The sequence below is a fragment of the Cellulomonas sp. IC4_254 genome (assembly GCF_011603975.1).
In the GTDB taxonomy this organism is placed as follows: domain Bacteria; phylum Actinomycetota; class Actinomycetes; order Actinomycetales; family Cellulomonadaceae; genus Cellulomonas.
Genome location: NZ_JAANNB010000127.1, coordinates 1 through 11566 on the forward strand (window position 1 = coordinate 1; position 11566 = coordinate 11566).

General features: G+C 75.4%; 11 protein-coding genes. 3 read left to right on the forward strand and 8 right to left on the reverse strand.

The window, feature by feature from the left end; genetic code table 11:
• Positions 1–620: 620 nt before the first annotated feature.
• From G6556_RS12735 to G6556_RS12755, 5 genes are all read right to left on the reverse strand, one after another.
• The gene (locus tag G6556_RS12735) at positions 621–1676 is read right to left on the reverse strand and encodes a beta-eliminating lyase-related protein (RefSeq protein ID WP_346774873.1); all 1056 of its coding nucleotides are present in this window, start codon (positions 1674–1676) and stop codon (positions 621–623) included.
• A gap of 51 nt (positions 1677–1727) precedes the next feature.
• A complete protein-coding gene (locus G6556_RS12740; RefSeq protein ID WP_166941891.1) occupies positions 1728–2150 on the reverse strand; it encodes a transcriptional repressor in 423 nt (140 codons plus the stop codon).
• Positions 2151–2296: 146 nt separating this feature from the next.
• Positions 2297–2578, reverse strand: a complete 282-nt coding sequence (locus G6556_RS12745) for an HU family DNA-binding protein (protein WP_146840281.1) — start codon at positions 2576–2578, stop codon at positions 2297–2299.
• 183 nt (positions 2579–2761) lie between these two features.
• Positions 2762–3832: a PHP domain-containing protein gene (locus G6556_RS12750; RefSeq protein ID WP_346774874.1), complete on the reverse strand. Its 1071-nt coding sequence runs from the start codon at positions 3830–3832 to the stop codon at positions 2762–2764.
• Between the two features lie 3 nt (positions 3833–3835).
• On the reverse strand, positions 3836–4876 hold the full coding sequence (locus G6556_RS12755) for a Ku protein (protein WP_166941893.1): 1041 nt from the start codon (positions 4874–4876) through the stop codon (positions 3836–3838).
• A 78-nt stretch (positions 4877–4954) separates the two neighbouring features.
• Between G6556_RS12755 and G6556_RS12760 the strand changes: the two genes are divergently transcribed.
• The gene (locus G6556_RS12760; protein WP_205693423.1) at positions 4955–5881 is read left to right on the forward strand and encodes a DNA ligase; all 927 of its coding nucleotides are present in this window, start codon (positions 4955–4957) and stop codon (positions 5879–5881) included.
• Positions 5882–6012: 131 nt separating this feature from the next.
• Positions 6013–6597, forward strand: a complete 585-nt coding sequence (locus G6556_RS12765; protein WP_166941897.1) for a DNA starvation/stationary phase protection protein — start codon at positions 6013–6015, stop codon at positions 6595–6597.
• A 149-nt stretch (positions 6598–6746) separates the two neighbouring features.
• On the opposite strand, the gene G6556_RS12770 is transcribed toward G6556_RS12765, so the two are convergent.
• The 3 genes from G6556_RS12770 to G6556_RS12780 form a co-directional block, all read right to left on the reverse strand.
• Entirely contained in the window at positions 6747–6956 is a 210-nt protein-coding gene (locus G6556_RS12770; protein ID WP_166941899.1) for a hypothetical protein, read from the reverse strand.
• Between the two features lie 73 nt (positions 6957–7029).
• Entirely contained in the window at positions 7030–8181 is a 1152-nt protein-coding gene (locus G6556_RS12775) for a hypothetical protein (protein WP_166941901.1), read from the reverse strand.
• A complete protein-coding gene (locus G6556_RS12780) occupies positions 8126–10000 on the reverse strand; it encodes a glycosyltransferase (RefSeq protein ID WP_166941909.1) in 1875 nt (624 codons plus the stop codon). Before G6556_RS12780 ends, G6556_RS12775 begins: the two co-directional genes overlap by 56 nt.
• Positions 10001–10119: 119 nt before the next feature.
• Between G6556_RS12780 and G6556_RS12785 the strand changes: the two genes are divergently transcribed.
• Positions 10120–11427 carry an EAL domain-containing protein gene (locus G6556_RS12785; RefSeq protein WP_166941911.1) on the forward strand — a complete coding sequence of 436 codons (1308 nt, stop codon included), beginning with the start codon at positions 10120–10122 and terminating at the stop codon, positions 11425–11427.
• Positions 11428–11566 lie beyond the last annotated feature (139 nt).

The window sequence follows — 11566 nt, forward strand, 5'->3', positions numbered from 1 at the left end:
CGCCGAGATAGGACCGCGCGCCCGAGATAGGACCGTCCACGGTCCTATCTCGGCCCGCAGGCCCTATCTCGGCGAAGGCCAAGCGAACGCGCGTGCACCCGACCGCGTTCGGTGCACCTGGCCCCGTTCGGTGCTCCCTGCCGAGTTCGGTGCTTCCGGCCGCGATCGGTGCTCCCAGGCACCGAACGCGGCACGAACCCCCGAACCGGCCGACGGTCGGGACCGGGACCCCGACGCCGAGATAGGACCGCGCGTCCGAGATAGGGCCGTCCACGGTCCTATCTCGGCCCGCACGCCCTATCTCGGCGGAGGTCGGGCAGGCGCGCGTTCGCCCCGCCGGGTTCGGTGCACCCGGCCGCGTTCGGTGCTTCCGGCCAGGTTCGGTGCTTCCGGCCGCGTTCGGTGCTCACAGCACCGAACTCGGCGCGAACCCCCGAACCCGCCGACGGTCCCCACCGGAATCCCGACGAGCCCGACCCCGACGACGGAGCCCAGATCCCAACGCCGAGATAGGGCCGCGCGCCCGAGATCGGGCCGTCCACGGTCCTATCTCGGGCGGCAGGCCCTATCTCGGCGGAGGTCGGCGGGGCAGCCGAGCCCGCGCGGGCCGGCGCCGAGGGTCAGGCCGCGCGGGCGGCCGCGGCCGCGACGGCCGCGACGAAGGCGTCCACGTCCGCCTCGGTGGTGTCGAACGCGCACATCCACCGGACCTCGCCGGTGGCGCGGTTCCAGTCGTAGAACCGCCGCACCTCGCGCAGCGCGTCCGCGACGCCGGGCGGCAGCGCCGCGAACACCGCGTTGGCGTCCGTGGCCTGGGTGACCCGCACCCCGGGGACCGCCTCGACGCCCGCGCGGAGCCGCTGCGCCATGGTGTTGGCGTGCCGCGCTGAGCGCAGCCACAGGTCGCCCTCGTAGAGCGCGATCAGCTGCGCGGACACGAACCGCATCTTGGACGCGAGCTGCATGTCGACCTTGCGCTGGAACGCGATGCCGGGCGTCGACCCCGGGGTCAGCTCGAGGACCGCCTCGCCGAACAGGATGCCGTTCTTGGTGCCGCCGAGGGACACCACGTCGACGCCGACGTCCGTGGTGAGCGCGCGCATCGGCAGGTCGAGGCCCGCGGCGGCGTTGCCGAGCCGGGAGCCGTCCAGGTGCACGCGCAGGCCGAGGCCGTGCGCGTGCGTGGTGATCGCCAGGATCTCGTCGGGCGTGTACACGGTGCCGAGCTCGGTGGCCTGGGTGATCGAGACGACGCCGGGCTGGGCTCGGTGCTGGTCGCCGAAGCCGTGCGCGTGCCGGTCGACGAGCTCCGGGGTGAGCTTGCCGTCCGGGGTCGGGACCGTGAGCAGCTTGATGCCGCCGACGCGCTCGGGGGCGGCGTTCTCGTCGGTGTTGATGTGCGCGGTCTCCGCGCAGATGACCGCGCCCCACCGCGGCAGCATCGTCTGGAGCGCGACGACGTTGGCGCCGGTGCCGTTGAACACCGGGTACGCGGTCGCGTCGGCGCCGAAGTGGCCGCGGAGCACGTCCTGCAGGTGCTCGGTGTACGGGTCGGCGCCGTAGCCGGGGACGTGCCCGTCGTTGGCGGCGGCGAGGGCCGCGAGGATCTCGGGGTGCACCCCGGCGTAGTTGTCGGAGGCGAAGTCGTGCCGGGCGGGGTCGTGCAGTCTGTCCACCCGCCCATCCTCCCCCACGCGGGCAGGTGCGCCGGTCAGCGGGTCAGCCGGTCAGCGGGACGCAGTGGCCTCGGCGGCCCGGCGCGCGCGGCACTCGGCGCAGGTGCCGAGCAGCTCGATCGTGTGCTCGACGTCGGAGAAGTCGTGCGCGGCGCCCACCTGCTCGGCCCACGCCTCGGCGCCGGGGCCGTCGATCTCGACCGCCTTGCCGCAGGAGCGGCAGACCAGGTGGTGGTGGTGGCTGCGCCGGACGCACCGGCGGTAGACCGCCTCGCCGTCGGGCGAGCGCAGGACGTCGACCTCGCCGGCGTCGGCGAGCGTCTGGACGGCGCGGTACACGGTCGCGAGCCCCGTCGTGGAGCCCTGGGACCGCAGCAGGTCGTGCAGCTGCTGGGCCGAGCGGAACTCGTCGAGGTCGTCGAGCAGACCGAGGATCTCGGTGCGCTGCTTCGTGGTGCGCTGCGTGACGGCCATCGGTGCGTGCTCCCTCCTCCGGGCGTCCCTCGGCGGGACGGCCGACCATGCTACTCAACGCGCGCGGGCACCTGATCCGTTCCCGGGCGCGCCGCGAGCCGGGGACCCGACGGGTCCCCGGCTCGCGTGCGGTGCTGCGGGGTCGCTCAGTTGGCGACGGCGCGCTTGAGGGCGCTGCCGGCGGTCAGCTTCACGCGGTAGCCGGCCGGGATGTCCAGCTTCTCGCCGGTCTGCGGGTTGATGCCGGTGCGCGCGGCACGGTCGGCACGGGACACCGCGAGCAGACCCGGGATGGTCACGCTCTCGCCGGCGCTGAGCTGCTCGACCAGGACCTCCTGGAAGGCCTTGAGGGCCGCGTCGGCAGCGGTGTTGGTGAGCCCGGCCTTGGCGGCGATGGCCTGGACGAGCTCGGTGCGGTTCACGCTCACGGATGTGCTCCTATGTGTTCGAACTGGGTGCGCGGGCCGCGGAGCGCCTGCGAGGGCGTCAGCTTCCGGCGGACCGACGCGGACGACCATAACGGCAGGCAGGGCGCTTCCGCGCATCGCCACGCGGTCGGTGTGTCGCTCAGGCAGCGACATCGCGCGGCCCGGGACGCCCCGCTCCCCGCCTCAGGCGGCGACCCGCCGCCCCTCCAGGTGCGCGAGCAGCCGGTCCAGCGGCCACGCGTCGAGCACCCGGTCGGGGCCGATCCCGTGCGCGGCGGCCCGGTCGCAGCCGACCGGCTGCCAGGACAGCTGGCCCGGCGCGTGCGCGTCGGTGTCGACCGTGAACAGGCAGCCGGCGTCCACCGCGACGTCGAGCAGCGCGTGCGGCGGGTCGAGCCGGTCGGGCCGGCAGTTCACCTCGACCGCGACCCCGTGCGCGGCGCAGTCGGCGAACACGGCGGCCGCGTCGAACTCGCTCTGCGGCCGCTGCCGCTTGCCCGTGAGCTGCCGCCCGGTGCAGTGCCCGAGCACGTCGACCCGCGGGTTCGCGGCGGCCGCGCGCATCCGGCGGGTCATGGACGCGGCGTCCATCCGGAGCTTGGAGTGCACCGAGGCCACGACGACGTCGAGCCGGTCCAGCAGCTCGGGCTCCTGGTCGATCGAGCCGTCGTCGAGGATGTCGACCTCGATCCCGGTGAGCACCCGGAACGGCGCGATCGCCCGGTTCAGCGCCTCGACCTGCTCGATCTGGGCGCGCAGCCGGGCGGGCGACAGGCCGTTGGCGACGGTGAGCCGCGGCGAGTGGTCGGTGATCGCCAGGTACTCGTGCCCGAGCTCCATCGCCGCCAGCACCATCTCCTGGGCGGTGGTGGACCCGTCGCTGGCCTCGGTGTGCGCGTGCAGGTCCCCGCGCAGGGCCGCCCGCAGCGCGGCGCCGTCGCCCGTGGCCTCCGCGGCCGGGTACTTCTGCTCCAGGTCGAGCAGGTACGGCACCGGTCCGCCCGCCGCCGCGTCGGCGGCCACCTCGGCCGTGCGGGCCCCGACGCCGGGCAGGTCGGTCAGCGTGCCTGCGGCGAGCCGCGCCCGGACCTCGTCGGGCCCGGTGCGCTCGAGCGACCGGACCGCCGCCCGGAACGCGTCGGCGCGGTACGACGTGGCCCCGCCGCGCTCGAGCAGGAACGCGGCGCGCCGGAGCGCGGCCACGACGGCCTCGTGCACGGACGCGGCGTCGCCGGCCTCGTTCGCGGTCCCCACGCGTCAGGACGCCCGCTTGCGCCGGGTGCGCGCGGGCTTCTCGTCGGCCGCCTTGTCCTGCGCCGGCGTGTCGTCGTCGGCCTTCTTGGCCCGCGACCGGGTCGAGGTCGACTTCCGGGCCGGCTTCTCCTCGGCGTCGTCGCCGGCGTCCGCGGCCTTGGCGCGGGACGACGTCCTGCGGGCCGGCGCCTTCGTCGCGGGCTTCTCCTCGTCGGGCGCCGCGTCGGCGTCCTTCCCGGACGACGCGGACCCCCCGCCGCGCGCCTTCTCGACGCTGCGCTGCAGCGCCGCCAGCAGGTCGACGACCTCGCCCGCGCCCTGGCCGCCCTCGCCGACCTCCTCGGCCTGCGGCACCGCCTGCGTGCGGCCGGACGACACCTTCGCCTCGATGACCTGCTCCAGCGCCGCGCGGTACCGGTCCTCGAACCCGGACGGGTCGAAGTCGCCGGCCAGGGACTCCACGAGGGACGACGCCATCGCGAGCTCCTGCGGCCGCACGGTGACGTCCTGGTCGAGGATCGGGAAGTCCGCCTCGCGGACCTCGTCCGGCCAGAGCAGCGTCTGCAGGCAGATCACGTCGTCCCGCACCCGCAGCACCGCCATCGACTCGCGCTGCCGCAGGGCGACCTTGACGACCGCCATCCGGTCCGTGCTGGTCAGGGCCTCGCGGAGCAGCGCGTACGGCTTCGCCGCCGTGCGGTCCGGCTCCAGGTAGTAGGTCTTGGCGAGCAGGATCGGGTCCACCTGGTCGGCGGGCACGAACTCGATGACCTCGATCTCGCGCTCGGTGGCGAGCGGGAGCTGGTCGAGGTCCTCGTCGGTGAGCACGACGAGCTGGCCGTCGTCGGTCTCGTAGCCCTTCGCGATCTCGCTGTACTCGACGGGCTCGTCCTCGATCGAGCAGACCTTGCGGTACCGGATCCGGCCGCCGTCCTTCTTGTGCACCTGGTGCAGCGGCACCTCGTGCTCGCCGGTCGCCGCGTAGAGCTTGACCGGCACGTTGACCAGCCCGAACGCGACGGCGCCCTTCCAGATCGCGCGCATCGTGACCACCCTCCCCGGCGCAGGGGCCTCCCCCGCGACGACTCCGCCTGCTGTGGGCAGGATGGACCCGTGCAGCCCATGCTCGCCACCCCTGTGCCCGTCCCGGGCCACCTGCCCGCGGGTCCGGGCTGGCGGTTCGAGGTGAAGTGGGACGGTGTCCGCATCCTCGCCGACACGACGGCGGACCGCCTCCGGATGCTCGGCCGCAACGGCCGGGACGCCGCGCTCGCGTACCCCGAGCTCGCGGGCCTGGTGGACCTGCCGACCGGCACCGTGCTCGACGGCGAGGTGGTCGCGATGCGCGACGGCGTCCCGTCCTTCCCGGCGCTCGCCGAGCGGATGCACGTCCGGGACCCCGCCCGCGCCGCGGCGCTCGCCCGCCGGGTCCCGGTCAGCTACCTCGTGTTCGACGTCCCGGTGCTCGCCGGCGAGGACCTCACCCGGTGGCCGTTCACCGAGCGCCGGGCCGCGCTGGAGACGGTGCCGCTGCCCGACCACGTCCAGCTGTCCCCGGTGTACGAGGACGGCGACCTGATCTGGGCCGCGACCCGCGCCCAGGGCCTGGAGGGCGTGGTCGCCAAGCGCGCGACGTCGACGTACCAGCCGGGCCGCCGGTCGGGCGACTGGCTCAAGGCGGTGCACCACACCACCCGGACCGCGGTCATCGGCGGCTGGCGCCCGGAGACGAACGGCAGCGGCCGGATGGGTGCCGTGCTGCTCGGCGCGCCGGACGCCGCGGGCGGCCTGCGTTTCCTGTGCCGCGCCGGCAGCGGGCTCGCCGGCGCGCTCGCCCGGGACCTGACCGCGGCGCTCCGGCCGCTGGAGCGGGCCACGTCGCCGTTCGCGGAGCGGCTGGAGCCCGTCGACGCCCGCGGCACCGTCTGGGTCGAGCCCGAGGTGCTGCTGGACGTGCGCTACCTGACCCGCACGCCCTCGGGACGCCTCCGCCAGCCGGTGCTCCGCGGCCGCCGGGACGACACGGCGGCGGACGCCTGGGAGGTGTGACCCGGTCCGCCCGTGCGACGGCGTCGCGCCGCCCGCGCACCCGCTCACCTGCGATTGCGCGACCCCCGGGGTTGGGGCAGCGTGGGTGCCAGCCGGCGCCGTCGGGCGCCGAGGACGCAAGGAGGAGACGAATGGTTCGCCGCACGGAGCTGCCGAAGTACACCGTCCCGTCGCTGTCGGTCGAGGACGGCCGGACGGTCGCCGCGATCCTGCAGCAGCGCCTCAACGCGCTGAACGACCTCGCGCTCACGCTCAAGCACATCCACTGGAACGTCACCGGCCCGCACTTCATCGCGGTGCACGAGATGATCGACCCGCAGGTCGACGCCGTGCGCGCCATGGTGGACCAGATCGCCGAGCGCATCGCGACCCTGGGCAGCGCCCCGGTCGGCACGCCCGGCGCGCTGGTCCAGGACCGCAGCTGGGACGACTACTCGATCGGCCGGGCCGGTGCGATCGAGCACCTGGGCGCGCTGGACGAGGTCTACGTCGGCGTCGTCACCGACCACCGCGAGGCCGCCGCCGCGACGGAGGACCTCGACACGGTCACCAACGACATGCTGGTCGGCCACCTGCACGAGCTGGAGCTGTTCCACTGGTTCGTCCGGGCGCACCTCGAGAACGCGGGCGGCGAGCTGAGCACCGCCGGCGCCGAGGGCGAGCAGGAGTCCGCGAAGGAGGCCGGCGCCGCCGCGAAGGACCCGTCCACCGTCTGACGGCCCGAGCCGCGCGGGGAGCCCGCGCAACCCACGGATCGCCGAGGCCCCGGTCACCAGGGGGTGACCGGGGCCTCGTGCTGCACGGGGGCGGGTCCGGCCCGGCGGAGCGGCGGGCGCGCGGGGCGCCGGTCGCGACGGGCCGCGGGTCAGAGCCGCTCGGGGTCGTCCCAGTCGTCCGACGCCGCGATCGCCTCGTCGTCCGGCAGCAGCTCGCTGTCCCGCAGGGTGCGCGGCGCGCGCGAGGCGTCGCCGCCGGAGCGGACGTCGGTGGCGCGCAGCTCGGCCTCGGAGGGCAGCGCCTCGGCGCGGTGGTCGGCGGCGGTGTCGGAGGTGAGGTCCCGGGGGCGGCTCGTCATGCCTCGGTTGTACCGCGTCGGGGCGGGAGCCACCAGCGCACGGGCGGCGCGCCGCCGGCTCCGTGGCGGCCCGTCAGCCGCCCAGCACCGCGCGCGCCCAGACGCCGAGCGTCCCGCCCGAGGTGAGGACCACCAACCAGCCGATCGCGAGCTGCGCCACGGCGGCGACGACGATCGCCGCCCGCCGCCGCGGGCCGGGGTCCCGGGGCGCGAGCAGCAGCACGTACAGCGCCGTCAGCACGATCCAGGTCTGGCCGGCGGCCTCGCGCAGCCCGAGCCACAGCGACAGGTACAGCCCGACCAGCGCGATGCCCGGGGCGATGAGCGACCAGGGGTCGCGGACGGCCCGCACGGTCGACGCGACCAGGACGAGCGGGGCCGCCAGCAGCGCCAGCGCGATCTGCCGGAGCGCCGCGGCGGCCGACGCGCCCGCCCCGCCGGGGAGCCAGCCGGCGGGCGTCGCCGCCTCCAGGCCGCCGAGCGGGTCGGCGGAGAACCACCAGGAGGCGTACAGCCAGAAGGCGACCGCCGCGACGGCCGGGAACAGCAGCACGGCGACCGTCGCCTCGTTGGCGCGCCAGCCCGACCGGCCCGCGCGGCGCGCGAAGAAGGGCGCCACCGCGGCGAGGGTGAGCGCGTACAGCCAGGCACCGGGGTCGAGCATGACGGCGACGCCCAGCGCGAGCCCGGCGCGGAACCCGGCCTCGGTGGACCGCTGCTCGACGAACGCGGCGATGCCGTCGAGCGCCAGCACCAGCAGCGCGATTCCCAGCAACGAGACGAGGTCGTTGGCCGCGAGGTAGTACAGCGGCGGGGTCAGCACGAGCGTGCCGATCACGGCCGCGGTCGCCCACGGGCCCAGTCCCTCGCGCACCAGGACGGCGGTGAGCCGCTGCAGCGTGAAGCCCAGCACCACGGCGGCGAGCAGGCTCATCGCGAGCGTGCTCCCCCCGAGCAGCGCGGCCACCGCCGCGGAGAGCGGCGGGAACACCTGCGCGATCCAGGACAGGCCGCTGTCGCCCCACTGCACGAGCGCGCCGCGGTCCGCCAGCGCCTCGTCGGCCGCGGGCACCCAGCCGGCGGCGCGGGACAGCAGCGCGACCGCGACGAACGGCAGCGCCAGCGCGATCCGCAGGCCCCACCGGGCGGCCGGCGCCGTCGGCCAGGTGTCAGCCGCGTACCGTCGGGGGGACGTGCGCGGCAGCGGAGACGCCGGTGAGGCCATGTGCGGTCTTCTCCCAGTAGTGCGGCTTGGTGACGAGCTGCCACAGCGCCTTGTACGCGGCGACGGAGTGCAGCAGCCAGTACGCGGGGTTCGCCAGGCCCCACAGGACCAGCCCGTACCGGCGGCGCTTGAACGCGCCCATCATCGAGACGTAGATCATCAGCGCGCTGCCGACGCCGAGGTTGAACAGCGACAGCCACAGCACCCAGCCGGGGAACAGGAACGACAGCTGCTGCGGATCGAGGAGCAGGGACGCGAGGAACACCGCGTACAGCAGCGGCACCGCGAGGAACGTCGCGGGCGTGCCGCCGACGAGGAACAGGAACGACAGCGTCTGCCGCAGCCCGGCGACCCGGACCAGCCGGAACGGCTGCCGCAGGTGCACGAGGGTCGTCTGCATGTAGCCCTTGATCCACCGGGACCGCTGGCGCACGAAGTTCGGGTACGAGGTGTTCGCCTCCTCGTACGTGGTGGAGTCGATCACCCCGACCCGCAGCCCCTCGGCCGACGCCCGGATGCCGAGGTCCGCGTCCTCGGTGACGTTGTACGGGTCCCAGCCGCCTAGCCGGCGCAGCCCGCTGACCCGGAAGTGGTTCGACGTGCCGCCGAGCGGGATCGCGAGCCTGCCGTACTCCAGCCCGGGCAGCATGTAGTCGAACCAGAACGAGTACTCCAGCGTGAACATCCGGGTCAGCGGGTTTTCGTCGGCGTTGAAGTAGTTGAGCGCGGCCTGGACGCAGACCAGGTCCTCCCCCGCCTGCCGGAACGCCAGCACGGCCTTCTTCAGCTGGTCGGGCTCGGGCTTGTCCTCGGCGTCGTAGATCACCAGGTACTCGCCGGTCGCGAACTCCAGGCCGACGTTGCACGCCTTGGGCTTGGTCTGCGGCGCGCCCGCGGGGACGGTGATGAACCGGAAGTGCGCAGGCGGGTGCGCGGCCTCCGCGGCGGCGCGGGTCTCGGTGTCGTCCTCCTCGACCAGGATCAGCACCTCCAGCAGGTGCGCCGGGTAGTCGAGCGCGCCGAGGTTGCCGATCAGGTTGGCGACGATGTTCGCCTCCTTGTACACGGGCACCAGCACCGTGTACCGGGGCAGCTCCTGGTCGGGCAGCGCGGCGAGGGCGGCGGCGTCCGTGCGCGTCACGTGTTCCATCCGCGCCCCGCGCAGCGAGGCCCAGAACTTGAAGCCGGTGCCGACGAGGAACGCCAGGCCGACGACGACCGAGAACGTGACGACCACCGCGCGCAGGTCGGCCACCGCCGCGAGCACGACCAGGACGAGCGCCACCACCAGCGCCACCCGCTGCCACGGCACCAGCACGGTCCGCGCGGACTGCGACGGCGACCGGCCCCACAGCCCGAGGCTCGCACGCTCGCGCAGGTCGGACCCGTACCGGTCGAGGACGGCCTGCTGGAAGTCCCACCGGTCGGCCAGCACGAGGAACGGCTCCTCGCCCAGCGCGGCCGCGATCGCCGCGCGCCGCGGGGGCGTCGGCTCGTCCACCACCGCGACCACCGGGGTGCCGTCGCCGCGGCGCTCCAGCGGCAGCCACTGCTCCCCGAGCACCCGGCCGACGTCCACGCCGGGGGCGTCCAACGCCTCGGTGATCCGGGTCGGCACCACGTACGGCAGGCCCCACAGGTCGGCCAGGGCGCGGGTCAGCGACGCGGAGTCGAGCGCGCCGAGCGCGATGAGCACCTGGCCGATGTAGGCGCCGGAGTCCGCCGCGACCCGCTCCGCGGCGTCGAGCGTGGCCTTGCTGACGAGGCCGCGGTCGACCAGGTGGTCCCCCACCCGCCGGTCCTGCTGATGTCGCGCCACGCCGTCCCCGTCCTGTCGAGCCCGCCGTCACGCTAACCGGCGGCGGGCCCGCGCACCGCGCCGCACACGCCGTCGACCAGGACCTTCAACATCCACCCCCTGCTGCCGATGAGGACGAGGTGACCCTCCTGTCCGCGCCGGAGCACCCCGGTCGGCTGCCCGTGCCGGAGCTCCTCCGCACCGGCGCCGTGCACTGCGCGTACCAGCCGGTGGTCGAGCTCGCCACGGGCGAGGTGCTCGGCCGCGAGGCGCTGCTGCGGACCCCGGCGGACTCGGGGTGGCGGTCGCCGCTCGAGGTCCTGGACGCCGCCGAGCAGGCGGGACTGCTCGGCGAGCTGGAGCGGGCCGCGATGTCCCGCGCGCTGGCCGACGCGGAGGCCGCCGCCGGCGGTGCGTCCCACACGCTGTTCCTCAACATCGAGCCCCGGACGCTGTCCCGGCACCTGCCGCTCGTGCTGGAGACGCTCGCGCAGCGCAGCCCGCAGGTCCGCGTGGTCGTGGAGATCACCGAGCGGGCGCTCGCGCTCGACCCGGCCGGGATGCTCGACGCCGCCGCCCGCCTGCGCGCCGCCGGCTGCGCCATCGCGCTCGACGACGTCGGCGCCGTCCCGGAGTCGCTGGCGTTCATCCCGCTGCTCGCGCCCGAGATCATCAAGCTCGACCTGCAGCTGCTCCGCACGCTGGAGGACCCGGAGACCATCACGGTCGCCGGCGCCGTCCGCGCGCGCGCCGAGGCCACCGGCGCCCGCGTCGTCGCCGAGGGCATCGAGACCCAGGACGACCTGACCCGCGCGCTGGTGCTCGGCGCCGACCTCGGGCAGGGCTGGTTCCTCGGGCGCCCGCACCGGGTGCTGCCCGCGGGCGAGCGGCACGCGGGACGGCTGCCGCGCCCGCACGCGCCGCTCGGGGGCGCCGCGACGCCCTTCGAGGTCATCGGCACGCGCCGGGCCGTCCGACTCGCGCCCAAGCGCCTGCTGCTGCCGCTGTCCCGGACGCTCGAGGCCGCCGCGGTCGCGCACCGGGTGCCGCCGGTGGTGCTCGGCGCGTTCCAGGACGAGCGGTACTTCACCGGCCGGTCCGCGCGGCGCTACGCCCGGCTGGCCGAGGCGCTGCCGTTCGTCGGCGCGCTCGGCACCGGCGCCCCGGCCGCGCTGCCCCCCGCGGTGCGCTGGGCGACGGTCGACCCGGCCGAGCCGCTCGCGCGCGAGTGGGCGGTCGTGGTGCTCGGGGCGCACGAGTCCGTGGCGCTCGTCGGCCGGGAGATCGACGGGCCCCGGTCGCGGCACTCGGCGGCGCTCGGTGCGCCCGTCGGGTCGCCGGAGGACGACGAGCGGGAGTTCGCGTTCGCCGTCACGCACGACCACGGGCTGGTGGCGGAGGCCGCGCAGAGCATGCTGCGCCGGTTCCGCGCCGACACCCCGGCCTGACCCGGGCGGGCGCGGGCTGTCGCGTCAGCCTCGGGCGCCTGCCCTCCCGGCCGACCCCGCTCGCGGGGGGCTCTCCCGCGCCGAAAGAGCAACGGACACGTCGAGCGCCTATCCGGCGGGTACTCGCTCGACGTGTCTC

Bases quoted from the DNA above. Each gene is read 5' to 3' on its own strand.
- G6556_RS12760 (WP_205693423.1), top strand. From the start codon at position 4,955: ATGCTCGCCACCCCTGTGCCCGTCCCGGGCCACCTGCCCGCGGGTCCG.
- G6556_RS12755 (WP_166941893.1), bottom strand. From the start codon at position 4,876: ATGCGCGCGATCTGGAAGGGCGCCGTCGCGTTCGGGCTGGTCAACGTG.
- G6556_RS12765 (WP_166941897.1), top strand. From the start codon at position 6,013: ATGGTTCGCCGCACGGAGCTGCCGAAGTACACCGTCCCGTCGCTGTCG.
- G6556_RS12770 (WP_166941899.1), bottom strand. From the start codon at position 6,956: ATGACGAGCCGCCCCCGGGACCTCACCTCCGACACCGCCGCCGACCAC.
- G6556_RS12740 (WP_166941891.1), bottom strand. From the start codon at position 2,150: ATGGCCGTCACGCAGCGCACCACGAAGCAGCGCACCGAGATCCTCGGT.
- G6556_RS12775 (WP_166941901.1), bottom strand. From the start codon at position 8,181: ATGGCCTCACCGGCGTCTCCGCTGCCGCGCACGTCCCCCCGACGGTAC.